Origin of the sequence: Geomicrobium sp. JCM 19039 (genome assembly GCF_000698145.1) — a bacterium.
In the GTDB taxonomy this organism is placed as follows: domain Bacteria; phylum Bacillota; class Bacilli; order Bacillales; family Marinococcaceae; genus Geomicrobium_A.
Window position 1 is genome coordinate 49,171 of the sequence record NZ_BAXB01000010.1, and the last position, 26,508, is coordinate 75,678.

A 26,508-nucleotide genomic window follows, 5' to 3' on the forward strand; every position below is an offset into this window, starting at 1 on the left:
CTCTAGTATGTGTTTGGTATACTTTAAGAATGTTTAGCGAAAACTTGGCGCTTTGCCAAGTTTTTCTAATGATAAGCCAACGCGGGGGTGAAGAGATGTCTAAGATCTCAAAAGAACAAGTTCAGCATGTTGCTGATCTTGCCAGACTTACGTTTAACGAAGATGAAATTGAAGATTTCACAAAACAAATGAGTAAGATCATTGAGTACGCTGAAGTGCTCAATGAATTAGATACGGAGAATGTAGAACCGACAACACATGTAATGGATGTGAGAAACGTTTTGCGAGCAGATGAAGTGAAACCTTCATTAGATCGTGAAGATGCACTAAAGAATGCGCCAAAACAAAAAGACGGGCAATTTGAAGTGCCGTCTGTCCTCGAATAAGGAGTGAACAAGCGATGAGTTTCTTTGATGAAACATTGTCTTCATTACATACGAAGATAAAAAATAAAGAAGTAACGGTAACAGAGCTCACAAAGGCTTCTTTTGACCAGATTAAAGCAACTGATGATAAAATCCATGCATTTCTTACGCTAGATGAAGAGCGTGCGATGGCAAAAGCAGCTGAATTGGACAAGCAAGACGCAGATCACCTGTTGTATGGTATTCCTGCCGGGATTAAGGACAATATTGTTACGAAAGGGTTGCGTACAACGTGTGCGAGCCAGTTGCTTGATAACTTTGAGCCCGTCCATGATGCGACGGTCATGAACCGTTTAAACGATGCGAATATCGTTTCTGTCGGCAAGCTGAACATGGATGAGTTTGCTATGGGTTCATCTAATGAGAATTCTGGATACGTGACAGCGCGGAACCCTTGGAACACCGATCATGTTCCTGGAGGGTCAAGCGGGGGATCAGCAGCCGCGGTAGCCGCAGGACAAGTTCCGTTTGCTCTTGGATCAGATACAGGTGGTTCCATTCGCCAACCGGCCTCTTTTTGTGGTGTCGTGGGCTTAGCGACGTACGGCCGTGTTTCACGTTTTGGCCTCGTTGCGTTTGCCTCTTCCCTAGATCAAATTGGTCCGATTACAAGAACCGTTGAAGACAATGCTTATGTGCTTCAACAAATTGCAGGTCATGACCCCCTCGACTCGACATCTGCCCATATGGATGTGGCCGACTATACTAAAGGAATCGACGGCGGCGTTGAAGGCTTGAGAATAGCTGTACCGAAAGAATACCTCGGTGAAGGTGTCGATGAGGGCGTTAAAGCGCGCATCCAAGAAGCGTTACAAAAACTTGAAGAGCTTGGAGCTTCTTGGGAAGAAGTGTCATTGCCAAACTCCAAATACGCTGTCGCCGCTTATTATTTGCTCGCTTCATCAGAAGCTTCCGCGAACCTTGCCCGCTTTGATGGCGTTCGTTACGGTGTTCGAAAAGAAGGCACAGATCTTCTCGATTTGTACAAGAAATCAAGAAGCGAAGGCTTCGGTGATGAAGTGAAGCGCCGCATTATGCTCGGAACATTTGCCCTTAGCTCTGGTTACTATGATGCGTACTATAAGAAAGCACAAAAGGTTCGCACACTCATTCGGGAGGACTATGAGCAAATTCTCCACAGCTATGACGTGATTTTAGGACCAACCGTGCCGACAACCGCGTTTAAAGTCGGAGAGAATACCGATGACCCGTTAACGATGTATTTAAAGGACTTGCTGACCATCCTGTAAACCTTGCAGGTAACCCAGCCATTTCAGTTCCTTGCGGCTTCTCCGATGGCTTACCGGTTGGCTTACAGCTTATCGCTAAACCGTTCGAAGAGCGCACGTTGTACAAAGTGGCCTATGCGTATGAACAGGCCACACAATTTACGAAAGAAAAGCCGCAGCTATAGGGAGGGAATCGATATGAAATTCGACACGATTATTGGACTTGAAGTCCATTCAGAATTAAAAACTGATACGAAAATCTTTTGTAGCTGTTCTACAGCGTTTGGTGCACCGGCGAACACGCAAACGTGTCCGATTTGTCTCGGTCATCCTGGTGTGCTACCGGTACTCAATCAACGAGCGGTTGATTTTGCCGTTCAAGCCTCCGTCGCCCTAAACTGTGACATTGCCGAAGAGACGAAATTCGACCGGAAGAATTACTTTTATCCAGACAACCCAAAAGCCTACCAAATTTCACAGTTTGATAAGCCGATTGGTGAAAATGGCTGGATTGAAATTGAAGTAGATGGTTACAAGAAGAGAATCGGTATTACACGCATTCATTTAGAGGAAGATGCGGGGAAGTTGACGCATGATGATTATGATGATGCCTCACTCGTTGATTTCAACCGTGTCGGCACGCCGCTTATTGAAATTGTGTCAGAGCCAGACATTCGCACGCCAAATGAAGCGTACGCGTATTTAGAAAAACTAAAAGCGATACTCCAATACACAGAAGTATCGGATTGTAAGATGGAAGAAGGATCACTTCGTTGTGATGCGAACATTTCTTTAAGACCAGCAGGACAAGTCGAGTTTGGAACAAAAGCAGAACTTAAAAACTTAAACTCGTTCACAAACGTACAAAAAGGGTTGGCGTTTGAGGAAAAGCGTCAAGCACAAGAACTGCTTTCTGGCGGGGAGATTTTGCAAGAGACTCGTCGTTGGAATGAAGACCGCAAAGAAACAGTGCTCATGAGAATTAAAGAAGGGTCTGACGATTATCGTTACTTCCCTGAACCGGATCTTGTGCGTCTGTTTATTGATGAAGAGTGGATCGACCGTGTCAAACAAGACATTCCTGAGCTTCCTGATTCACGTAAAGAGCGGTACATGAACGATTGGAATGTTCCTGCATACGATGCCGACGTATTAACGCAATCGAAGGCGATGGCGAATTTCTTTGAAGCCGCGGTTGCTGAAGGTGCAGATGCAAAGCAAGCGGCAAACTGGCTGATGGGTGAAGTGAACGCTTATTTGAACGCAGAAGGTGTTGAACTGAATGACATTCAAATGACACCTGCAGGGCTTTCAGGCATGATTCAGTTAATCGAAGACGGTACGATTTCTGGAAAAATCGCAAAGAAAGTCTTCACGGAGCTGATGAAAAATGGCGGCGACGCGAAGAAGATCGTTGAAGATAAAGGGCTTGTACAAATTTCGGATGAAGGTGAGCTCAAGAAGATTGTTGAGCAGATTCTAGATAACAATGAACAATCCATTGAAGACTTCAAAAATGGTAAGGATAAAGCTTTCGGTTTCTTAGTCGGTCAAGCGATGAAAGAAACGAAAGGGAAAGCCAACCCACAAGTCATAAATAAGCTCATTAAAGAAGGCATCGAAGCTCGATAACCAATATGAAAACCCCCGACGCTTATTGAAAAGCGTCGGGGGTTTTGCCCCTCTTTTATACGATATGTGCCTCGATAAAAAGTGTCTAGGCGGGGATCTTGACTGCGCCAAACATGATGGCACTGTAAATGCATATAACGAACAGAAATACGTAAATGGGGACAGCGAGCGGCGACCTGGCATTTCCAGCATGATCAATGAATAAACCGAGAATGAAAATCCCCGTTAATATTAGAAGTCCGGTCGTAAGCGTAAGTGTCCATACAATCTCCTCACCTACCTCAAAATTCGTCGTAATCAAGGACTCAGCTGGTGCCGCCATTTCGGTATATGCAAGCGTTTCGGCGACAACGTGCGGAGGTTCTTGATTAATCATTCCACCGGTTACAATGAAAATGGCGATGAGTAAGACCGCTTCCATTCGGACGGAATGGACGATTTTTTCTTCCGCAAGCCCGCGCTTCAATTTCTTTTTCATGAGAAAGCCATGGGCAAACCCATAAAACACGAGTGGAATGAAAAGCAGATGTTTAAGCACTTGCAGTTGTCCGTAATCAAGTAGCCAACTATCGGTATAGTCTGGCGTAATCATCATCATCATTCCAATGCCCGTTCCAATCATCGTCAGGACGAGACCGATCGCAAAAGGCGTAAACCATCGAAAGAATTGAAGCCAATTGCCGTCACGCTCTTTTGAGGCGAAAAAACCGACAGTAAGCAGTGTCCCTGCCCAAATAGAAGCAGCCATAAGGTGGAAGACATTTAGAAAAAAGCCCGTGTCGGCAAGTGACGCAGCGTGAGCACTCCAACTACTCGCTACAAACAACCCGAATGTCGGAATTAAATGGATCCACATCAAGTGTGGGCGCTTTTCCAATGTGAAACGAGCAAGTAGTGTGACGACAATCAGGATGAAGACGACAACAGCTGATTGTCCGATTCGATATTCTAGCAGTACAGAGCCAAGTGTACTCACAAGCGGTTCGCCGAACATTTCAGCGGTTGATTGGGCAACGAGAAACGCTGGAATACTACTGGCAATAATGATCATCACACCGATGATCAGTGGCCATTTTCTCGAAATCGTTAACGATGGACGTTTTCGCTTTGGGAGAGCCTCTACTAGATGGATCCCTGTCCATACCGATAGTGAGATGAACAAGACGATGTTTGCGATAATGACAGTCATTATGATTTATTGCGACGAGACATAAAGAACACCGCAAAACCTACGACGAGAACGGCGACAACAATGGCAATTACTAGACCACTGTTTTGATCAGTTTCTTCGTCCTCTACATCTGTCTCAGCCGATTCTTCGACTTCTAGATCTGCTTCCTCTTCCTCAATCACTTCCGGCTCTTCTTCCTCTACAACTTCTTCCTCTTCTTGAGCATCAACGGTGAAGTTGAATTCTCCCTCTGTTCCATGGCCATCAGCACCGAGCGCTTGCCACGCGACAGTATAGTCACCACTAGGAAGAGGCTCGTCCAGATGGACAATAAAATCATCGCCTTCAAATTCTTCCGAGCCGATGGTGTATTCATTTCCATCTGCATCCGTAACTACGGCAGTAGTCGCGGGTTCGATACCCGCATCGAAATGCATCGTAATCGTATCCACTGTCTCTTCGACTGTTTCACCATCTTCAGGTGTGCTTGTGTCTACGTATGAGTGGGCGAGCGTTTGTGAGCTTAGACTTACTAAACCAAAAACGAGTAATACGGCAACAAACGTAGCTTTGAATGATTTCATACTGTTAAAAACCCCCTGTAAAGATATATAAATCCGATGAGGAGACCGATCAGACTTTGCCTGTCTATCATTTCTCCTATACAATACATAGTATAAAAGAAAACGAGAACTATTCCAGTTACGTCTTTTTGACGGATTTTATTTGTATGGGAGAAATGAACCTTGAAAAATGCGAGAGTCATTTATAACCCGACGTCAGGTCGAGAGCAATTAAAGAAACATTTACCGTATATCCTTGATCGTTTAGAACAAGCAGGTTATGTCGCCTCCGCGCACCAAACAAAAAAAGAAGGGTGTGCGAAAGACGCGGCTTTTGAAGCCGGAAAAAATGGCTACGACCTCGTCATTGCAGCTGGTGGTGACGGGACGATCTTTGAGGTCATTAACGGACTTGCTGAATTAGAGACGCGCCCGCGTCTCGGTTTAATCCCTGCTGGAACGACGAACGATCTTGCCCGTGCGTTTCATATGAATGAATTGGATATTGAAGAAATTTGTGACGTGCTCACCGGAGCTCATGTCTCTCCACTTGATGTAGGTAAGGCAGGAGACCAATACTTTGTCAACATTGCCGCTGGTGGGAGTCTGACCGAGCTTACGTATGATACACCGAGCCGATTAAAAACGATGCTCGGGCAGATGGCGTATTACGTAAAAGGATTTGAGAAGCTTTTCTTTTTAAAGCCTAGGCAAGCGAGAGTCGAGTATGACGGAAAATTGTTCGAAGGAGAGATCATGCTCTTTTTAATTGCCAACTCCAATTCTGTAGGAGGGTTTGAGAAGTTAAGTCCAGAAGCCAGATTGGATGATGGATTGTTTGATTTGCTATTGTTGAAAAAGACGAATTTGCCTGATTTTGTCCGCATCGGTAGTCTTGCCTTAACCGGTCAACATATCCACGAGGACAAAGTTGTCTATATCCAAGCGAACCGAATTAAGTTGGAGATCGAAGGCGAGATGCAGCTGAACTTAGACGGGGAGCACGGAGGCACGATTCCGAAAGAGTTCGTGAACCTTCATCACCATTTTGAAATGCTCGTTCCTGAACAAGAAGAAAAATAAAACACGACCGGATTTCTCCGTCGTGTTTTATTCCTAGTTCTTTGCGACTCTGATATTAAACACTGACCATGCAAGTACAGCAACCGAATAGATTACTGTTACGATGACAAACCAATGTGGCATATCCATTGTAACCATTCATCCTTCCTGCAACAGTTTCATTCTTAAGAAGCAACAGCGTATGTACGTGACACTGTTCATCAAAGAAGGGAAACGCTCTTACTTGAAATCATACGAGTTTTTTGTGGGTCCGTCAAGACAAACCATCCTACTCGAAAGGTGCGAATATCTATGGTTCACATTGTCATCGCTCCCGATTCTTTTAAAGAAAGTATGAGCGCATTTGAAGCGGCTACAGCAATACAACGAGGATTCCAAAAAGCGGATCCTGAAGCGACATTTGATGTCATTCCAATGGGGGACGGCGGAGAAGGACGATGGAAGCCTTAACCGCCAATCTCGGGGGTGAAAGGATTGAACTGCAGGTTGAAGGCCCTAATATTAAAAGCGTAACCGCACATTATGCACTTTCAGAAGACGGAATTACCGCAGTCATGGATATGGCTGCAGCAAGCGGGATTCATATTACAGCGAAAGCCGACCGCAACGTCTATGAAGCATCCACGTATGGTACCGGTGAAATGATTAGCGCGGCACTAGATCGAGGTGTTTCAAGAATCATTATTGGCATTGGCGGTAGCGCGACCAATGACGCAGGTGCCGGAATGATTGAAGCATTAGGGGCAAAACTTTTGGATGAGAACGGAAACGCGATCAATCGTGGAGGCGGGGCACTCGCAAAGCTCGCGAAAATCGACATCTCCGGTCTTGACGAAAGACTTGCGAAAACAGAAATTATTGTCGCCTGTGACGTGACCAATCCACTGCTCGGTCCCGAAGGGGCAAGTGCCGTCTACGGACCGCAAAAAGGCGCGGACGAACGAGCCGTAGTGCAGCTTGACCACGCCCTAGATGTATTTAATGAGCGAACAATCGAAGCGACCGGAAAAGATGTGAGCAACATTCCCGGCGCAGGAGCCGCTGGCGGTCTAGGAGCTGGGCTTTTGGCCTTTCTCGATGCAACCTTACAACCAGGCATCGAGCTCGTCCTCGCCGAGACCGATTTTCATACGCGCGTCCAGAAGGCAGATTTGGTTTTTACTGGCGAAGGGAAGATTGACGGTCAATCCGTCTACGGCAAAACACCGATCGGTGTAGCGAAAGCGGCGAAGCAAGAAGGAAAGCAAGTCATTGCCGTCTGTGGAGCGCTCGGTACGGGATACAAAGATGTTTATGAGCACGGCATCGACGCCGTTTTCAGCATTGTGCCCGGGGCAGTGTCACTCGAAGACGCGATGGCAAATGGCGCCTCCTATTTAGAAGATGCCGCGGAAAATATTGCAAGAGTGTGGCATAAATAGTCATAACTACTTCTATACAAAATCTCTAAGCCTAATTGCTCAGAGGATTTTGTCATTCTCATAAAAAAGAAAGAAGCATACCTAGAAGCATAAAAAATACAAAGAATAGAATAATCGCACCATAAAGCGCTACGCCGACAATGGCACAAATTTTTCCGGCAAGCACGAGATTTCTGCCACCCTCACCCGTATGAGCGATCTCTTGGTTGGCCATTCGCACGATGAAAAGTCCGATGATTCCAATTACAAGGCCGGCATAAGGAATCGCAACGGCCAAAATCCCGAGTACGAGAGAAGTAACGGCTTTGCTGTTCGTTTGCGGTTGTGAATACTGCTCTGTCATAGAAATTCCCCCTTTCATTGTGTACAATTAAACTCTAAGACGTAAAGTTAGTGGAGTGAAACCTTTGGGAAAAAAAGCACAAGCACCTGTCCAGAAAAATGAAAGCCTGACCGTAACCTTTGAAGATCTGACCCACGAAGGGGCAGGTGTCGCTAAAATTGACGGCTATCCACTCTTCGTGCCGAATGCACTTCCCGGCGAAGAAGCAGAAATCAAAGTCGTAAAAGCAGGCAAAGGCTTCGGCTTCGGAAAGCTAATGAACCGATTGACAACGAGTGAACATCGAATTGAACCGCCGTGCCCGATATACGACCGTTGTGGCGGCTGCCAGCTGCAGCACTTGTCCGAAGCGGCACAAAACGACCTAAAGCGCCAGCAGATCGTCAACGCCCTGCATAAGTATATGGGCAACAGTACAATTCCAGTACATCCGACGCTCGCGATGGACGAGCCGTGGAGCTATCGAAACAAAGCACAAGTACCCGTCGCCGCGAATCGTGACGGCGAATTGATTGCCGGATTTTATGCGAAGCGCTCGCATCAGATCGTCGACATGGACCACTGCCTCATCCAAGGAGCGCCCAATGATGAAGCCATTCAAGTTGTCAAATCATTACTCAAAAAGTATACCATACAGCCGTATGATGAAAAGACCCGACGCGGAGTGATTCGCCACATCGTCGCCCGTCACAGCCATACGAGTGGAGAAGTGATGGTCGTCCTCGTCACGAACGGCAAAAAACTGCCAAACAAAGAAGCACTCATTGACGATATAAAAAACGAAGTCAACAATGTTCGTTCCATCGTCCAAAACATTAATACAAAAGACACGAACGTCATCTTCGGTGACCAAAGCGAAGTGTTGTGGGGATCGCGTACGATCGAAGACAAAATCGGCGACGTTCGCTTCCTGATCTCACCGCGTTCATTTTTCCAAGTGAACCCGACCCAGACCGAAGTCTTATACAACAAAGTGATGGAGTACGCCGCACTCACCGGAAAAGAAACGGTCATTGACGCCTATTGTGGGATTGGTTCGATCTCGCTATTTCTCGCCCAACAAGCCAGGCACGTCTACGGCGTTGAAATCGTCGGTGACGCCATCCGCGACGCCAAAAACAACGCCGAGCTGAACGGCATGACCAACGTCGATTTCGCCGTCGGCAAAGCCGAAGAAATCGTCCCGTGGTGGCGCGCCGCCCACGGCATCGAAGCCGACGTCATGGTCGTCGATCCACCGAGAAAAGGGTGCGACCCCGCCCTACTCGATACGATGATTAAAATGAAGCCGGAGCGAATCGTTTACGTTTCCTGCAACCCGGCAACGTTAGCCCGTGACCTCAAGATTCTTGAAGAAGGCGGGTATGAAGCGAAAGAAATCACCCCTGTGGACATGTTCCCGCAGACGACGCATGTGGAGAGTGTGGTTTCGATACGTCGGAATGATACGTGAAAGTACTGTCATTCCAGCATCCTACGAAATTCTATACGATTGAAGAAGATGAGTGTGGCTTCCTGACATAGAAATTGTATCAGTATATCGATGTATGTGTCGCGCTCGATTTGGATCTACCATTTTTGTGAATTTGATAAACAAAAAACGAAGGAAATGCCTCTATGACAGGCGTTTCCTTTTTATATAAAATTATTGCCGATTGCTAAATAGAGCAGTCGGCTTTTTTTTATGAAAGGAGATGGGTGCCATGCTGAATTCAGAACATCTTTCAACTGTGCGAACAGAAAAAGTGGAGGAAATTCATTTATTGGAGATCAGTCATTTTCCTCATCATCCTTTTAAAATCAAGGTTGATGAAGAGATGTTGGAAATGGCAGAAAGTGTGGATCAATATGGTGTGCTTGTTCCTGGGCTTGTACGACCAAAGGGAGAAGGAGGATATGAAATGATTTCAGGACATCGACGGAAAAAGGCCAGCGAGCTCGCAGGGGTTTCTTCGATGCCTTGTATTGTCCGTGAAATGGAGGACAGTAATCTGCAAAGTGAAAAAATAGCTCCGAGTGAAAAAGCTTTCGCCTTTAAGGTGAAGTTGGACGCGATAAAATACAAGCTGGAAGATCTTCCAAAAAAATGTGTCCCAAGTTGGGAAAGAAAAACGGTCACATGATTTATTGGCTGGACAGGTTGGAGAAAGTCGTAACCAGGTTCATTGTTATACCCGTTTAGCCAGCTTAATATCGCCGATTCTTGAAATGGTCGATGAAAAAGAAATTGCGTTTACCATAGCGTTGGAATTGTCGTATTTACGAGCAAATGAGCAAGAAAGGCTTTACGAGACGATGAAATCAGAAGAATGTACGCCTTCTTTGTCTCAAGCGATACGACTGAAGAAAATGAGTCAAGAGAATAAGTTAGATACAGATAGGGTTCTTGCAATTCTTAGTGAACAGAAGCCGAATCAAAAAGAGAAAATGGTAATACAAAAAGAAAGAATAAACCCATATTTCCCATCCGGTTATACGGATAAACAGAAAGAAGAGGTGATCGTGAAGTTACTAAAACGATGGAGTAGTAATAGAAGATTTTAAAATCTGCCGAGCTAATAGTCAGTTTTTAGGATTCCAGTAAGTCATTTTCATATATTTCAACTCTCTGTTATTAACAGGGAGATTTTTTTGTCAGAAGAGGTGAATGCGGCTATGCATTTTACAGAAGGAAAATGGCGTGACTATGAACGTTTCATGAAAAAAACTCCGGGATTTGATAGAGGGATAGGCATTAAGAGTGATCACTCTGTCTCATGTGATAAAAGACCAGTAAAGGAAAAGCTCACTGTCCCAAAACACAAATCAGATGAATATCGGTAGTTATTTTTATTGTTTCATTAAAGGGGGGATGTCTCTGCTAGAAAAACAAGAAATTATTTATGTTTATTTAAAAATAATTAGCATAATGCTATCTTTCTAAAGACCTATACAGCGATTTTCCAATATCTTGATGTTATAATATGAAAAAATATAATAATGAGATTTGGGGGATCGTAATGAAAATAAGCAATAATTCTTTGAATATTACTAAAGCAATGCGACAAGTATCAACCTCACAAATTCCTGTAGAAAATAATTTGCAAGTATTCATTTTTCCTATCTCTTCGAATCAGTTTGACCACAAAGTTGCTGCAAATCATTTATTAGAATCGGTTGCTGACTTTGCTCTATCTAGAAAAGCCAAAGAATATATTGGAAAAACAAACTATATGAAATTATCTAAAGATGCCAGGGCAAAATTTAAAGATTGGAGACAAAACACAGGAGAGCTAGGCGAATTTCTACTCTTTTGCTTTTTAGAAGGACATCTACAAGCTCCAAAAATTCTATCAAAATTAGAATTAAAAACATCAAGTGAGATGTATGTACATGGTGCCGATGGTCTTCACTATTTAAAGTTATCAAATGGTAATTATCAATTAATTTTCGGAGAATCGAAATTACACAAACAACTTAACCCAGCTATTCGTGATGCATTTAAATCTATCCGGGATTTCAAGGAGTCAGTGAACGCTAAAGGAAATGAAAAAAGCGGAATTTCTTTTGAGAGAAGCCTTATGTCTAGTAACTTAGACAGAGAAACTTTTTCCGAAGAAGAAAAGACATTTCTCCGTAGTATTGTTTATCCTACTCCAGGTGAAAGTTCATATGATGTAGATGAAGCTTTCGGGATTTTCATAGGGTACGAAGTGGAGTTTGAAAATGAACGAAAAACACTTTCAAATATTGGATTTAGAGAGCATGTTGAAACAGCCATAAAAGAAGAGATAGAAACGCAAAAAGAGAATGTAGCAAATTACATCGAAAAGTTTGACTTATATGGCCACATATTTCATATTTATGTGCTCCCTTTCTCAAAACTTGATGATACGAGAGAAATGATGCTAAAGGAGTTATTAAGTTAATGAATTTTTTTGAAGAATTAACCGAAATGGCACTAAATGATGAGTATCTTAAATCGTTAATCTATAAAGCAGAAACTATTTATGGGCAAACGATCTTCAATAGTGATGAGCTCAATCAAATCTTTAATTCAAAGGAATATTATGACCTTTTACGATTTGCCGATATATTATCTAGATCTAAAAAACCTGAAGCTAGAAATACTGCATTAAAAATCATCAGTCTTCTATACGAACTAGAAGGTTATAAGAATGATAATGACTTTAAAAATTTCTCAGAAAGTGTTTTAACGAAATTAGGTAATTTTCCATCTATAAGTATTGTTGGTTCGAATCATGAAGATAACAATGACGAAGAGATTGAGATTGATAAAATACTCAAAAGTACCATGCAACAAGCACCGAATTCTAAATATATTTTTACAGACGCTCAATATGATGTTTTTGAAAAAATGAAGGACAGTAATCATTATAGCTTTTCTGGATCAACATCTTTTGGTAAGTCTTTTATATTTGAAGCTTTTATGAATTATATTATTGATGAGAGAAATGCTTCTGATAATATAGCAATTCTTGTGCCAACTAGGGCATTAATCAATCAAGTTACTATAAAATTAAAATCTGAGATAAAAAATAAAAAATATAAGATTGTATCTCATCCTAAAGTACCTCTACTCTATAAAAATGAAGGTAATAGATTTATTTTTGTATTCACTCCAGAAAGGTTAATATCGTATTTTTCGGATTCTAATAATCCTTCTATAAATTATTTATTTGTAGACGAAGCCCATAAACTATTAAGTGATAAAGATCAAAGAACGCCACTTTTATATCATTCGCTAATGCAAGCGAAAAGAAAAAGTGTAAAATTATATTTTGCTTCACCAAATATACCAAATACGGAAGTGTTTTTGAGATTATTTGGGAATAGTATAGAAGAAAGCACTTCAATAACTGAAAGTCCTGTAGCTCAGAATCGTTTCTTCATTGATTGCATTGATAAAAAAGCTGTAATGTTTTCGGATTTTGGAAAAGATATCCCTCTCAATGGTCTTAAATACACTAAAAATGAAGTAGAAAATCTAATTGAGGTAGTCAATAAATTGGGAGCCGATAAGCAAAATATTATCTATTGTAATACGATTGAATATACCGTTAAACATGCCAGAGAATTTTCATCGCACTTACAAAATAATTCTAGTAAGAGAATTGAAGAGCTAATTGCCCTTATAAAAGAAAGTGTCCACGATCAATACTTCTTGATTGAGTGCTTAAAAAAGGGAGTTGCTTTTCATTTTGGAAAAATTCCACAACGCATAAGAGAAGGAATTGAATCTCTGTTTCGAAGTGGAGAAATTCGTTTTCTATTTTGTACCTCTACCCTTCTTGAGGGAGTAAACCTACCAGCTAAAAATATTTTTATATTAAGTACAAAAATTGGTATGAATTATATGGATGAAGTGAACTTTTGGAATTTAGCTGGACGGGCCGGTAGACTTGCTAAAGATTTAAGCGGAAATATATTTTGTGCAAGAATTATCGACCAAGAAGGCTACTGGAAAAAAACTAAGGAAATAGAAAAAGTAAAAAACAAAAAAATTACTGAGATCGAATCTCCATTAATGAAAAAGAATGACAAAAATTTATATAAAAATATTAGTAATTCTCTTTCTGGACAACCATTTACTAATAAAAATTTATCAGCTAATGAAAAAAAATATATAAATATGTACGGAAACATTTTAGTATATCATGACATAGTAAAAAGCGATTCGATTCTTCGTAACCGATTTTTTGAAAAGAATAAGGATGCACGAATTACTTTAGAGAAAGTGACTTCTACTATCAAAGTTCCAGATTATATTATTGCTCAAAGTGCTAATATAAGAATTGATATTCAAAATAAAATATTCTCCACTGAATCTACTGATCAATTACCGGAAGGAACTGATTATAAAAGTTGCTTGCAGATGTTGAATATTCTATATGATGATTATGAATGGCAAAAAGAAGAGAGCATTGGATTAAATCCATTAGTTAAAAATCGAGAACACCTTAATTATTATGCTGTATTAATAAACTCCTGGGTAAATTCAAAACCCTTAAAAATCATTATTTCCAATACAATCAAATATTTTGATGAACATGATAAGGATCTTAATATTCGTGCTAATCAATATGAGACATTCAACAAAGAAAATGCCACTCATATTAATATACTCATTAACAATCTTATTTCCGATATTGAAAATGCTATTCGATTTAAAATAAAGAGTTATGTTAATAATTACATTCTCCTTCTAGTAGAAAGAGGGGTCGAAGTTAAATCAAATTGGTCTGACTTCTTAGAGTATGGAACCATTGACAGGTTTATTATAGAAATTCAAAACATAGGGTTTCCGCGTCATTTAGCAACTTTTTTGAAAGAAAATTATCCCCATTGTTTTCAGTTTGTAGAAGGAGAAATTACAGAATTTGATACTCATAAATTAAAAAATGAGATAAACACAGAAAAATACAAAAATGAGTTTAATGAACTATCCAAATTACTAGAATGGACATAAAAATACACAAAGTAAGTGCATTTATCTTTAAGGCTATAGCAACTCTGAATTATGACATGAATTTTAAATTGCCGTGACTTACATAGAAATATTGAAAAATATTTTTCCTCATCTCTAACGTCATTTGACTGGTAAATCACCAACAACTGACGTTTTTTTATGTTCATTAAACATTTATGGAAGAAAGGCTGCTAAATATCTCATTTCTTTATGACTTGAAGGAGGTGATGTCTCAAAACAATTGTAAAAAATGGCCTTGAAAGTATGGTCGTTCCTTATGCTTACCACATTTTTAGAAAAGGAGAGATCATTTGATGATTTATCAAAATGGCATTTTTGCAGATCCAGCAACATTTGGAGAGTTACGTTTTGTCGGTCACCAACGGAATCGTTATAAGTTTGATCGCCTGCGACAACAACGGACCGATATTCTAGAAAGTCGAGTGTACAAGCTGGTGTATTTTGCAAGCCAAAAGTTTAGAAGATTGCAAGGCAAAAGTGAGAGTGTCACTTGGCTAGAAAGAGCTGCTTAACAAAGTGGGGGAAGAACCGACCCAAAATGTTTTGGATCGGTTCATTAGGTATGCTCGGCATATATTAATCTTAAGAAGCACGTTAAGCAAGCTCATGCAGGTTTTTCCTTGAATTGCTTACGGCAATCTTTGCATTGATAGTGTCTTTTAAGAGTACCATTAACGGGGAAGCGAGCAGCCAGGCGATGCCGATGAATAGAAGGATATCATGAATAATAAAGCCTAAAATAATACCAACGACACTAAGCGCAAGCATGGATAGTACATTTCGTTTTTTACTAAAGGTTCGGATGTTTGTTGACTTGCATTTCGGACAAGCGATCTCCATGTATACATCACCTCAAAACTGTATTCATTGGTAGTATATCAATCACTTAGGAAGTCGTCAGTGTATTCGTACAGAAACGTTCTTTAGTCATGAAATGTAACTTCTTATTGAACTGTCGTTTGTCGTATAACTAAGAATTATAATAGATAGAGTAGAAACTCCACTTTAAGTGCGGAGGTCTTGTTAAAATTGTTCCGTTGTAACAATCGCTACTACGAGGCTTCCTGAGTGGTCGATCCTTTCAGTGCCGCTTTAAATAAAAGGTTAATTCCTTTCTCATTGCTAGCCTTCTTCACTTGGTTGACAACTAGATAACAACACCCGTAACATGATGAGAATTGAAAGGTTCAGTCCCGCTGTCCGCTTAAATGTAGCATTTACGCAAGTCGTATACTGATCGATTCGAAATATGCAAGGAAGAGGTGTTTGATGATGGGAAATAGGTTTTACTTCGCCACCATTCTCGTCTTTGCCCTGACTGCTTGCGGTGAGAATGAACGATCACCTGTTACAGAAGAGGAACAGAAAGACGGGGACGATATTGACGTAATGTTTGATGAAGGGCTCGTAGACGTTGAGCCAATTGATTCGGATTCAACGGAGCTGATTCAGTTTGTTGAAACCGAGGACTATTTAAAGAGCATTGATGGAACTGAGCAAACGCTTACGGATGAAGAGGATATTAGAGAGGTAGTGAAGATCATTAACGATGTTCGAAATGAACAACCGGGCAGTTCAGTCGAACAATTAGAGCCTGAATACCGAATGCGAATCGGGGGCGAGATTTTCCATTTGTGGGCGAGTTCCAATACGCTTATGGAAGGAGATGAATTTGCGTACACACTGTCAGACGAACAGTGGGAAGCGATGTCTGACATCTTCGAAATCGACTAAACGTCTTCGAACAAAAAGCGCGCCAAGTCGCGACTCCATAACGTGAGTCACGCACTTGGCGCGCTTTTCTATTTTTATTCTTCCTCTTCAAGCCACACGCCTTCTACGTGTTTTCTTGCTTGGTCTTTTTTGATTTTGCGGTACGTTTTGCTTTTGAAGATGATGTCAAAATCATAGTCTTCTGGATACAATTCAGACGCGGGGATGGCAAGTGCTAGGCGTTTGTGATTAAAGGTCTTCTTTTCTCCTTTGATTTGCACAACATAGTTGCCGCGCTCATCAGGTCCTGTGTACACAATTCCCATCTCATCAATTGCTTGGATCGTCACATTGTCTCCTTGGTCAAATGGTTTTACTTCACCGGCTTGTTTTTTCGCTTTGTGCCCGGAGTAGCGATTGATGGCGATTTGCCGCTTAAAGGACGCTTGTTTTAACTGCTCGTCACTAAATCGTTCACGATAATTTTCGTGATCTTCGTAAGCCATATCGTGGGCTCGTTCGACGATGTTCGGATGCAGGCCTAACTTGATGGCGATTTCAAACGCTTGACTTTTACCGGTTTCACCGAGAAGCAAACGATACGTCGGTTGAAGCGTTTCAATGTCAAACTCCATGGAGCCGTTGATGAAGCCGTCGGTATTTTCGGCAAAGGTCTTCATCTCACTGTAGTGCGTCGTTGCAAACAGTGTAGCACCTTTTTGATAGAGTTGTTCTAAAATGGCGATGGCAAGCCCCATCCTTCAGCTGGGTCTGTACCCGAACCGAGTTCGTCGAGCAAGACGAGAGAATGATCGTTCGCATCTTCTAGAATATGAATGATCGAAACAAGTCGTGAGCTAAACGTACTTAAGTTATCTTCAATGCTCTGACCGTCACCAATATCGACAAATACATGTTGGAAAATGGCGGTCTTACTCCCGGCATCAGCAGGGATGAGTAGACCTGCCTGGGCCATGACTTTAACAAGTCCGACCGTTTTAAGCGTAACGGTTTTTCCACCTGTATTCGGGCCGGTGATGACGAGGGCTCGTTCATGCCCACCAAATTGTACGCTTAACGGTACCGCTCGATCTGACAATTCTGGGTGACGGGCATTAATTAAATGCATCGTCTTGTCGTCTGTGAGCGTTGGTTTAGTCGCATCGATGGCGTGACAATATTTCGCTTTTGCGAATAACACATCATAATTGTGCATCACTTCCATCGCTAAACGGATGGTGTGCTCGTATTCGAGAAATTCATTCGTAAGTTCAAACAAAATCCGTTCCACTTCAGATTCCTCGAATGTTTTATAATCATTAAGCTCTTCTTGAATGCTCGCAATTTCTTCTGGTTCAACGAAGACGGTCGAGCCAGAAGAAGAGGTGTCCAATATCGTTCCTCGAACTTTGGCGCGATACTCTTTTTTCACCGGGAGAACGAAACGTCCATACCGTTCAGAGACAGTTGTGTCTTGTAAATACGATGCATATTTGTTTCCCCTCGCCAATTGTTGCACACGCGCTTGCATTCTGTCTGAGAGCTCCGCAACTTGCCTGCGTAAATCGGTCAATGTTTTTGAGGCGTAATCGTCCACGTGCCCATGACGGATCGCACCGGAGATTGTTTCTTCAAGTTGAGTTAAATCTTCAATGGAGAATGCGTAAGAGCTTACGGTAGGGGCAACATGTTCTTTGCTTTTCATAAACCGTTTTAATTTCTCGCAATGATCTAGAAATGACAGGACGCGTGTGAATTGATCGGCGCGAATGAATACCCCTTTTTTCGCATGAGCGATCAGTTGCTCGATATCATCTACGGTATGAATCGGTACACTGCTGCTCATTTTTAGAATCTCAACAGACTCCTCGATTTCTTGCATCGAGCGATTGATCTGTGCTGGATTCATCATCGGTTTCAGGTTTTGAATCGATGTTTTTCCTCGTTCTGTTCTTGCATAAGATTGGATATCAGAGAGTGTTTTTGTATAGCCAATGGCTTCTAAAGTTTTATCGTTCACGGTGTTTCCTCCTGTATTAAAGTAGGGCAGGCCGGAACGATTGTTCACACGAGTGCATACGAAAAATCGCTGTGAACAATCGTTCACAGCGTGCGTGTATACGGATGAGCCTATAAAAGGCACACCCATTACGGGTTCGCAACGGATTTGTAAACGTGTTCTTAACTAGCTGGAATTGCGTACGACAAATAATCGTCATGATGACGATAAAAAACGCATATCCAGTTATCATTTAATGATTAGTTAAGAACCGCCAGATCCATCAATACTTCCCCTTTATTTCATCTCAATTATTCGTAAAAATTCGGTCGCTCGTTTCGTTGGACTTTCTTAAATCGTGGAAGCGATTAAGAAAGCTTACTCCCCAGTAATGAACATAAGTGTACCAAACAAAAACCTCCAGACTAGAATGGCTCTATTATATGGGCGTACATACACATTGTCAATGCAGCGAAAGGAAAAGAATATTCAAAATAATGTATTGACTCCGTAGTGAAGATGCGATATTTTATTAGTAGCTAATTAGTTAGTAAACTTAACTAACGATACAACGTTGATCGCTTTTCGGCAAGGAGTAGATGAATGGAGAAGATGAATGATGGAACACCGTCAAGTCTGCGATTGTTTAATAAGCAAAAGGTGTTGCAATCAATTCGATTGCATGACACGGATAAGGAAGTGTCTAGAGCTTCTCTAGCTGCTTTTCTTAACATTAGTAAACCGACGATGAGCACACTCATTGATGAGCTTGTTGCAGAAGAGTGGATTATTGAGGTAGGAGAGCATACGCAGTCGTCTCGAGCGGGTAGAAAGCCGGTGCGGTTATCTTTTAACAAAAACGCACGATACCTCATCGGCATTGATATAGGGGGGACACATACAGAATGCGTGTTGACGAACCTTGCAGGCGAGGTCATCGTTGCTCGGTCGTTTTCAACGCAAGAACAATTACGCAGTGGCATGCTGTTGTCTCGAATTGCTCACATGATTGAGGAAGTGGTTCAGGAAGCAAATATTGTGAAAGAAAAAATGATGAGTATTGGCATTGGGGTGCCTGGAATTACGAATACGAAAACCGGTGTTGTCGTTGAAGCGCAATCATTAGGTTGGAAGAATTTCCCTCTTAAAGCCGAGCTTGAAGCATTAACACCGTATTCAATTTATATTGATAATGACGTGAATATGGCGGTGCTCGGTGAGCATTGGCTCGGTAAAGCAAAAAATGACGAAAATGTCGTCATGATTACGCTTGGTACTGGTGTAGGCTGCGGGATGATCCTTAACGGTGATTTATATCGTGGTCACGCATATGCGGCAGGAGAAATTGGGCATCTCGTTACAGACCGAACATTGGCAAAAGAAAATGACTATTCATCTTTTGAAGGATACGGTTTTTTAGATAATCAGATTGGCGGGCCAGCTCTTACTGAACAAATGAATCGCAGGGTCGGAGATCGAGGTTTGTCAGCGGAGCAAATCTTCCAGCTCGCGGCAGAGGATGACGCTGATGCTGCATATGTCGTAGAAGAGATGGTAAGTCATCTTAGTTTCGCCATCGTAAATATTGTCTCAATTATCAACCGAAAGCCTTGTGCTCGGTGGGGGCATATCCCGTTCGCTGCATCGGTACATTCATATTTTTGTCGATGTGATGGAACAGCATTTGCCTGTGAACACAAACATATATATTACACAAAATCGATATATATCTTGTTTAGGAGCAGCCTATTTAAGCACGTTAGAACACGACTCAATACTCAGGGGATGAAACGATTGAATCAACCGACAACAAGGTGTCAAACATACGTTGATTATGTTTTGGCACCGACCTACTCATTTACGAGAGATCATTATTTTACTTATATCTTAGAGATTAGCATTGCACATATCCAAATGCTGCGCCGACAAAAAATCATCCCAGACATTCATGCGTCTACGCTCGTAGAAGCAACGACTAAGCTTTATGAAACAGGGTGGAACAAACCGTACAACGCCCAATTTGAAGACTTATTTTTCATGATTGAACATGATTTATCAGAAAAGGTTGGCCATGAAGTCGTAGGCAATATGCACGTTGCGTTTAGTCGCAATGACATGGATGCCACGATGTATCGCATGTTTTGGCGGGAGCGTGTTGTTGAATGGATGAACGATATTCATACACTCGCCGATAAAATTCTTAAAATTGCTAATGGTCATACATCCGCGTATATGCCAGCATACACGCATCATCAACAAGCGCAACCAACGACATTGGCCCATTATTTTATGAGTGTGGCGAGTAACCTCCAACGTGATGTGGAGAGAGGCTGGTCGCTTTTAACGAGAATTGACCAATCACCAATGGGTGCATGCGCTCTAGGGACAACGGGTCATCCAATTGACCGGACATGGATGAGTGACTCGCTAGGGTTCGAGCGCGTTCTGACGAATTCGTATGACGCCGTTTCTGCCTCAGACTATATGATTGAGCTCGCTTCGGTACTCACAATCTGTATGAGTTCAATGTCTAGAGTCGTGTACGACTTGCTTCAGATGACAATGAACGAGGTGAACACGTTTCGCTTAGGGGATTTGCACGTGCAAACGTCAAGCATTATGCCACAAAAACGAAACCCATCGGCATTAGAACATACGCGCGCGATGATGAGTGATGCGATGGGTGTGTTGAATGGTGTACCGTTCATGAGTCACCACGTTCCGCATGGCGATATTGTCGACATTGGCGATGATATTCAACCGAAGCTATTGGATGGTTTTACGAAAGTGACCCAGACGATTCAATTACTCGAGCAAATCCTTGATCACGGAACCTTTCACACCGATGTGTTATACGACCGGGCAGCAAATGGATTTTCCACGGTTACCGAGCTTGCCGATGTACTCGTTCGCGACGGTGGGTTATCGTTTCGGGAAGCTCATCTAGTCGTTCAAACATTCGTGAAGAGCACCGAGAAACTCAGTGATGGAAATGTAAAGCGACTGCAAGAGGCGGGTCAACGTGTCGGTGTTGCTGTAAATTTAAGCCAAAAGCAGTATGAAAAGGCGATTGATGTTGCTTCATTCATTGATGTTCGCAAAGTTCAAGGAGGACCCGCTCCTGTAGCCATTCATGAACACATCATGCACGTACAGGAAGCGTTGCGTAACACGAGAACCAAGGTAAATCAAAAGCAAGAAGGATTTACAACATATCGGACTAAATTGTTCCAACGAACAGCAAATGAGGGGGAAGAAAGATGAAGAAACATTGGAAGTATACCGGTGCTTTGGCGAGTGTGGCGATAATTTTATCCGCTTGTTCTGGCGGAGATGATTCTCAATCAGGAACAGGGGATACCGAAGATGGGGCGAATGGCGATCCAGTTGAAATCTCGTATTGGCAGTACCAATTTGATTCAAAAGTTGATTTGATGGATGAACTCATTGAGGAGTTTGAAGATGCAAACCCTGACATTACGGTTACACAAACAAACTTTCCTTATGACCAATTCAATGAGCGTGTGGCGACGCAAGTGCCTGCAGGTGAAGGACCAGATGTGATCAACTTATTCAATGGGTGGGTACCAAACTATGTAGATCAAGGGTTTTTGCAACCGCTCCCACAAGAGAGCTTTTCACATGAGGAGATCGAGAATGAGTTTTTCCCGTTTATTGAATCTGTAAAGCTTGACGATGAATATTGGACATTACCTACAGGTGTGCGTACGTTATCTCTCTTTTACAATGTGGATATCTTTGAAGAATATGGAATCGATGGACCACCAGAAACGTGGGATGAGCTTGTCGATACAGCGGTTGAGCTAACTGAACGCACAGATAATGGGCAACTTGAACAATCGGGCATGGCATGGGAGCCAGCTCAACAAGGGCACCATTGGTGGCGAGATGGCTTGTTGCCGCAAGCAGGTGGGCAAAGTTTAAGTGATGATGCCCAAACGGTCACATGGAACGATACTGATGCCGGGCTAGAATCTTTTGAATATTATTTAAGCTTCGCACGTGTTCATGAAACATCGGAGCGAGATTTTTATACAGAGGACTTTATCGCTTTTCAGACAGAGAACGCGGCGATGAACATTGATGGTTCGTTCCGCCTCGGTACATTGCAAACCGAAGCACCAGACTTAAATTACGCAGTTGCACCTCTACCTGTTCATGAAGAGGGTGGAGAACTATCGTCACCGGCAACCTTCTGGAGTAATGGCATCGTTGCAGGGGTTGAAGATGAGAAACTCGACGCATCTGTGAAATTTTTAGAGTTTTTAACAAGTGAAGACGTGATGGAGCGTTGGACAGAAGAAATTGGAGAACTACCAGCAAGAGAATCTGTCGCCATGCAAGAGCAATTCGCCGATGATGAATTGTTTGGACCATTCGTAGAACAGCTTCCTTACGCAAGTACACATACGTTTGTTGATGAAAGCACTGAACGTGACTTGTTTATTGCTGCAGTTGATCGCGTGCTCCTTCAAGACATGTCACCTGAAGAATCTCTCGACATCCTCACCGAAGAGACACAAGCATTATTTGATGCGTATTGGAACTAATGAGGAGTGGGAAGCTTTGGCTTCCCATCTTTTCTGACTATATAGGATGAAATAAAGAGATTATCTAAGAAGGTATTTTATATAGCCCTTTAACGTCTACAGTTCAACGCCATCCCAAGTCTATGAAAATGGTTCACATTATATGTAACAGTATATGTTTCTCTGCAACAAAGCTGTTGCATTTATGGGAAAACAGATTTGATTAATTGTCACAATGATTACCTATGTGTAAGGTTATTGGGCATCACTAGTTCAACTACGTCCATAATTAATTCCGTTGATTGGAACGAAGGGCGGTGAAGCCTGCGGAAGAAGGGCCGAGACGAGACCCCGCAGGGAACGGAGTGACCGAGGAGGCTCGGCAGGTCCTCCGCGGCAAGCATCCGCCTGTAGTGGAAATCAAGCACAAACAGGGTAAATGTGGAAATTTTAAAGTTCAACTTATACAGAAAGAGGAGGAGGAGATTAGAATTGCCTGACGGAGCCATTGCAGCGAGAAAGACACGCTCACCTCGCTTAAATATGAAGCAGAAAACGTACTTATTTGTATATACGTGTTTACTTATCCCGCTCATTTTTTATTTAACGATTCGTTTTTTTCCAACACTTTATACATTTAATATCGGGTTTCAAGATTACCAGATTTTAACGGGTGAACATGAATATGTGTTCTTCGATAACTACGCAGCTATTTTTCAAGACCCGGTGTTCATTCGCTCATTAATTAATACCATTATCGTTATTGTTTTTGGTGTGCTCGGACAAGTCATTTTAGGCCTTGCTGTTGCACTTTTACTCCAAAAAATAAATCGGTTTAAAGGATTGTTTCGGGTCATTTACTTTATTCCTTATGTGACGAGCATTGTGGCCGTCAGTTGGGTGTTCCGCTGGTTGTTTATGAACAATGGGTTTGTGAACAATTTCTTAGTTGAACTCGGTTTTTCTCCGCAAGGATTTTTAGGGGACCCAGAACAAGCGATTTACATCATTGTTGGAACGATGATTTGGCAAGCACTCGGTTTCCAAATGGTTATCTTTCTTGCCGGGTTAGAGAACATACCGGAATCTTTCTATGAAGCCGCTGACGTTGACGGAGCAAGTGCATGGAACAAGTTCAAATCCATCACCATTCCATTACTAAACCCTACGATTGTGTTTTCGGTCGTCATCGGGACAATTACATTTATTCAAGTATCGTTTACGCAAGTGGTGAACATGAGTCCTGATGGTGCTGGTGGTCCACTTCACTCGACAATTACAGTCGTTGTTTACATTTACCGACTCGCATTTAACCAATTCAACATGGGGATGCATCCGCGGCGACGGTCGTACTTTTTATTGCGATTCTCATGCTAACGTTGTTCCAAATGAAAGTACTTACAAGAAAGTTTGACTATTAAAAAGGAGGATTCGTGCATGAAAAAGAAACATCCAATTTGGAGATTCATGCCGTATCTCCTTTTAACTGCCGGAGCGATCATCGTCCTTTTTCCTTTTATATGGATGGTGTCAACGTCACTAAAGCCGCCGGCAGACATTTATTCATTAAGTATTATTCCTGAGAACCTTACACTAGAAAACTATACACGCATTTTTACAGATACAATGTTTGGTCGCTGGATGATAAACAGTATTGTTATTGCCGTTATTACGACGATTAGTGTTTGTTTCTTTGATACACTCGTAGGTTATATTCTGGCGAAATTTAAGTTTATCGGAAAAACACTCATCTTCGTAGCGATTTTAAGTACGCTCATGGTGCCAACAGAGATGTTAATTATCCCGTGGTATTTGATGAGTGCAGAACTCGGGTGGACAGATTCGTATTGGGGGTTATTATTTCCTGGTCTAATGACAGGGTTTGGTGTATTTCTAATGAAACAATTTCTTGAATCGATCCCTGATGACCTCCTTCATGCGGCCCGTGTAGATGGGATGGGAGAACTTGGCATCTTTTTTAAAGTTGCGTACCCCAAGTGTGGCCGGCGATATCCGCGCTGTTTATTTTCAGTTTTCTTAGCAACTGGAACGCTTTTTTATGGCCGTTAATTGTTGCACAATCCCAAGAAGTCTTTACTCTCCCAGTAGGCCTTGCCTACTTTGCATCCGGTGAATTTGAATCAAGGTGGGAGCTTATTATGGCTGGGGCAACGATTACCGCGATCCCGCTCATTCTTGTATTCTTGCTTTTACAAAGACACATCATTAAAGGCATTGTCCTCACTGGGATGAAATAAAATAGGAAAGGAAGATGAAATGAAGAAGAAGCTCTCTTTTGCAGTGACCGTTGTAACTGCCGCAGTTCTTGCAACGTCAACAACCATTCCGGAGGTGACACATGGCCATGATCAAGCACATGACCCTGATTTATGGAAAGTCGTGCAACCGCTAGAGACCGTAGTAAGCTTTATGAACACAGGGCTCATCCAGACGATGAGCGAAGCGCGTTGCTTTCGTACATGTCACTTGGAAATGGGGTTCGAACGAGCAGCGTCATCGCCAATCGTGGCGAAGGCGGGCAGAATGAAATTGGAACAGAATTAGGTAACGGACTTGGCATCATCCGCTCCCTCGAATTAGAGGAAGCATCTGAGGTCTTAAATTTGGATTTACGCATTCTAAGTGAGCAATTGGATGATGACATTTATGACTTCGGTTTTTCGAAATCTATTGATGAAACGTTAGATGAATGGGGAGAAGAGCGGGTTTATGAGCGGCTCATTCGCACCATTCGTGAAGAACGCCCAGATATTTTGTTCACATCATTTCTCGATGTCCCAAGTCAACACGGGCATCATCGTACGATGACGGTCCTTACTGAACGAGCATTTGTGGACGCCGCTGATCCATCAGTCTTCCCTGAGCATGCCGATGAAGGGCTTTTGCCGTGGCAGCCGCTAAAGTTTTATTTACCGGGCACGGAAGAGACCGAAACGTTAAACTTTAATATCGGTATCTATGATCCAATCTATGAAAAAACGTATCCACAACTTGGGGAAGAGTCACGCTTTTTGCATCGAAGTCAAGGCATGGGACGTGACTTGCCAATTGAAGATTTCTTCCAATCGTTGAATTTGGCAGGGTCTCATGTGAGTGAAGAAGAAGAGGAAGATATTTTCACTGGATTAGCATTTGATTTAAGAGAGTATGGCAAAACGCTTGATAACCGTTCTTGGGAAAATCGTTTAGCAAGGCTTCAAGCTCCCTGGATGAGGTGGTCGCGACGTACCCAGATCGTGAAGGTGTGTACGCGGAAGCAGTACAGTCCTTACGTGAAGTAAGAAGTGCTCAGCATATCGCCGATCGTCAAAACATGGACACAGATCTACTCGAACGTCTGGATGTGAAAGAAGCGCAGCTCCAGCGTGTGATTGACGAGAGCGGTGAAGTAGAAGTGACGGTCACGAGTTCTGCTTATGAAGTTACAAGAGACGGTCAGGTGGAAGTGACGATTGACATTGATAACGAAAACCCTCGACCGTTAGTGCAGTTGAATGCCGATTTACACTTGCCAGATGGTTGGCAAGTGACGGACCAAGATGTACCAAGGAGCGTTAGAGCGAATCAAAAAGTTGAAGCGACGTTTACCGTAGCAATCGATGAGGATGCTGAATTTTTTGATGCATATGGAGAGCCAGCAATCATTGGTGACCTTTCTTATCGGCTGAGGGGTAATGTTGTAGAGCATCAAGTATCAACAGAGGAGACTGTTGCTGTCCTCCCGAAAGTCGGCCTTGAATTGTCACCAGAAGCGACGATACTCAATACACAAACCGGGAACGACGAAATTGAGCTTGAAGTACGGCAACCAATTACTATGAAGATGGCTATGAAACGTCCATTCGCCTCGAGCCAACAGAAGGCTTAA

General features: G+C 42.4%; 23 protein-coding genes and 2 pseudogenes. 19 read left to right on the forward strand and 6 right to left on the reverse strand.

The genetic code is table 11. The features are described from left to right. Positions 1-95 precede the first annotated feature (95 nt). The 3 genes and pseudogenes from gatC (at position 96) to gatB (ending at position 3,286) form a co-directional block, all read left to right on the forward strand. On the forward strand, positions 96-386 hold the full coding sequence (gene gatC / locus JCM19039_RS11195) for an Asp-tRNA(Asn)/Glu-tRNA(Gln) amidotransferase subunit GatC (protein ID WP_042400082.1): 291 nt from the start codon (positions 96-98) through the stop codon (positions 384-386). 14 nt (positions 387-400) lie between these two features. Further along, positions 401-1,839, forward strand: a pseudogene (gene gatA, locus JCM19039_RS11200) (Asp-tRNA(Asn)/Glu-tRNA(Gln) amidotransferase subunit GatA). 13 nt (positions 1,840-1,852) lie between these two features. After that, entirely contained in the window at positions 1,853-3,286 is a 1,434-nt protein-coding gene (gene gatB / locus JCM19039_RS11205; protein WP_042400087.1) for an Asp-tRNA(Asn)/Glu-tRNA(Gln) amidotransferase subunit GatB, read from the forward strand. 85 nt (positions 3,287-3,371) lie between these two features. Here the strand turns inward: gatB and JCM19039_RS11210 are convergent, their stop codons facing one another. Together JCM19039_RS11210 and JCM19039_RS22005 are read right to left on the reverse strand one after the other, a co-directional pair. Then, positions 3,372-4,475, reverse strand: a complete 1,104-nt coding sequence (locus JCM19039_RS11210; RefSeq protein ID WP_042427133.1) for a copper resistance D family protein — start codon at positions 4,473-4,475, stop codon at positions 3,372-3,374. After that, positions 4,475-5,041, reverse strand: a complete 567-nt coding sequence (locus tag JCM19039_RS22005; protein ID WP_052398715.1) for a copper resistance protein CopC — start codon at positions 5,039-5,041, stop codon at positions 4,475-4,477. Before JCM19039_RS22005 ends, JCM19039_RS11210 begins: the two co-directional genes overlap by 1 nt. Before the next feature lie 162 nt (positions 5,042-5,203). Here JCM19039_RS22005 and JCM19039_RS11220 point away from each other — a divergent pair, with 162 nt between their 5' ends. Both JCM19039_RS11220 and JCM19039_RS11225 read left to right on the forward strand, forming a co-directional pair. Continuing rightward, a complete protein-coding gene (locus tag JCM19039_RS11220) occupies positions 5,204-6,103 on the forward strand; it encodes a diacylglycerol kinase (RefSeq protein WP_042427135.1) in 900 nt (299 codons plus the stop codon). A 291-nt stretch (positions 6,104-6,394) separates the two neighbouring features. Continuing rightward, positions 6,395-7,524 (forward strand): annotated as a pseudogene (locus JCM19039_RS11225) (glycerate kinase). A gap of 58 nt (positions 7,525-7,582) precedes the next feature. Here JCM19039_RS11225 and JCM19039_RS11230 read toward each other — a convergent pair. Further along, positions 7,583-7,867: a hypothetical protein gene (locus tag JCM19039_RS11230; protein ID WP_052363722.1), complete on the reverse strand. Its 285-nt coding sequence runs from the start codon at positions 7,865-7,867 to the stop codon at positions 7,583-7,585. Positions 7,868-7,931: 64 nt separating this feature from the next. On the opposite strand from JCM19039_RS11230, the gene rlmD reads away from it, so the two are divergent. From rlmD to JCM19039_RS11260, 6 genes are all read left to right on the forward strand, one after another. Further along, on the forward strand, positions 7,932-9,320 hold the full coding sequence (rlmD, locus tag JCM19039_RS11235; protein ID WP_042427138.1) for a 23S rRNA (uracil(1939)-C(5))-methyltransferase RlmD: 1,389 nt from the start codon (positions 7,932-7,934) through the stop codon (positions 9,318-9,320). A gap of 250 nt (positions 9,321-9,570) precedes the next feature. After that, entirely contained in the window at positions 9,571-9,990 is a 420-nt protein-coding gene (locus tag JCM19039_RS25515; RefSeq protein ID WP_052398716.1) for a ParB/RepB/Spo0J family partition protein, read from the forward strand. An 85-nt stretch (positions 9,991-10,075) separates the two neighbouring features. After that, entirely contained in the window at positions 10,076-10,411 is a 336-nt protein-coding gene (locus JCM19039_RS25520) for a hypothetical protein (protein WP_238545014.1), read from the forward strand. A 455-nt stretch (positions 10,412-10,866) separates the two neighbouring features. Further along, positions 10,867-11,775, forward strand: a complete 909-nt coding sequence (locus JCM19039_RS11250) for a DUF1837 domain-containing protein (protein ID WP_042427147.1) — start codon at positions 10,867-10,869, stop codon at positions 11,773-11,775. Beyond that, entirely contained in the window at positions 11,775-14,336 is a 2,562-nt protein-coding gene (locus JCM19039_RS11255) for a DEAD/DEAH box helicase (protein WP_042427151.1), read from the forward strand. The genes JCM19039_RS11250 and JCM19039_RS11255 overlap by 1 nt, the downstream gene beginning before the upstream one ends. A 314-nt stretch (positions 14,337-14,650) precedes the next feature. Further along, entirely contained in the window at positions 14,651-14,869 is a 219-nt protein-coding gene (locus tag JCM19039_RS11260; RefSeq protein WP_042427155.1) for a hypothetical protein, read from the forward strand. 82 nt (positions 14,870-14,951) lie between these two features. Here the strand turns inward: JCM19039_RS11260 and JCM19039_RS11265 are convergent, their stop codons facing one another. After that, positions 14,952-15,197, reverse strand: coding sequence for a hypothetical protein (locus JCM19039_RS11265; protein WP_042427158.1), 246 nt, complete (start codon positions 15,195-15,197; stop codon positions 14,952-14,954). A 432-nt stretch (positions 15,198-15,629) separates the two neighbouring features. On the opposite strand from JCM19039_RS11265, the gene JCM19039_RS11270 reads away from it, so the two are divergent. Next, on the forward strand, positions 15,630-16,091 hold the full coding sequence (locus JCM19039_RS11270) for a hypothetical protein (RefSeq protein ID WP_042427161.1): 462 nt from the start codon (positions 15,630-15,632) through the stop codon (positions 16,089-16,091). A gap of 74 nt (positions 16,092-16,165) precedes the next feature. Here JCM19039_RS11270 and JCM19039_RS27300 read toward each other — a convergent pair whose 3' ends face one another. Next, a complete protein-coding gene (locus tag JCM19039_RS27300) occupies positions 16,166-16,828 on the reverse strand; it encodes a hypothetical protein (protein ID WP_307190230.1) in 663 nt (220 codons plus the stop codon). Continuing rightward, positions 16,804-18,090, reverse strand: a complete 1,287-nt coding sequence (locus tag JCM19039_RS11275) for an endonuclease MutS2 (protein ID WP_307190231.1) — start codon at positions 18,088-18,090, stop codon at positions 16,804-16,806. Before JCM19039_RS11275 ends, JCM19039_RS27300 begins: the two co-directional genes overlap by 25 nt. 582 nt (positions 18,091-18,672) lie before the next feature. On the opposite strand from JCM19039_RS11275, the gene argH reads away from it, so the two are divergent. From argH to JCM19039_RS22025, 7 genes are all read left to right on the forward strand, one after another. Then, the gene (gene argH, locus JCM19039_RS11280) at positions 18,673-21,333 is read left to right on the forward strand and encodes an argininosuccinate lyase (RefSeq protein WP_042427164.1); all 2,661 of its coding nucleotides are present in this window, start codon (positions 18,673-18,675) and stop codon (positions 21,331-21,333) included. Then, entirely contained in the window at positions 21,330-22,640 is a 1,311-nt protein-coding gene (locus JCM19039_RS11285) for an extracellular solute-binding protein (RefSeq protein ID WP_042427168.1), read from the forward strand. The genes argH and JCM19039_RS11285 overlap by 4 nt, the downstream gene beginning before the upstream one ends. A 471-nt stretch (positions 22,641-23,111) precedes the next feature. Next, entirely contained in the window at positions 23,112-23,996 is an 885-nt protein-coding gene (locus JCM19039_RS11295) for a carbohydrate ABC transporter permease (protein WP_238545015.1), read from the forward strand. A gap of 60 nt (positions 23,997-24,056) precedes the next feature. Then, positions 24,057-24,689: a carbohydrate ABC transporter permease gene (locus tag JCM19039_RS11300; protein ID WP_238545016.1), complete on the forward strand. Its 633-nt coding sequence runs from the start codon at positions 24,057-24,059 to the stop codon at positions 24,687-24,689. Between the two features lie 207 nt (positions 24,690-24,896). Continuing rightward, positions 24,897-25,184 carry a hypothetical protein gene (locus JCM19039_RS24410; protein ID WP_193744210.1) on the forward strand — a complete coding sequence of 96 codons (288 nt, stop codon included), beginning with the start codon at positions 24,897-24,899 and terminating at the stop codon, positions 25,182-25,184. Next, positions 25,088-25,921: a PIG-L family deacetylase gene (locus tag JCM19039_RS22020; RefSeq protein WP_193744211.1), complete on the forward strand. Its 834-nt coding sequence runs from the start codon at positions 25,088-25,090 to the stop codon at positions 25,919-25,921. Before JCM19039_RS24410 ends, JCM19039_RS22020 begins: the two co-directional genes overlap by 97 nt. Then, positions 25,855-26,508 (forward strand): NEW3 domain-containing protein, encoded by a 654-nt coding sequence (locus JCM19039_RS22025; protein ID WP_152550179.1) that lies wholly within the window; start codon positions 25,855-25,857, stop codon positions 26,506-26,508. The genes JCM19039_RS22020 and JCM19039_RS22025 overlap by 67 nt, the downstream gene beginning before the upstream one ends.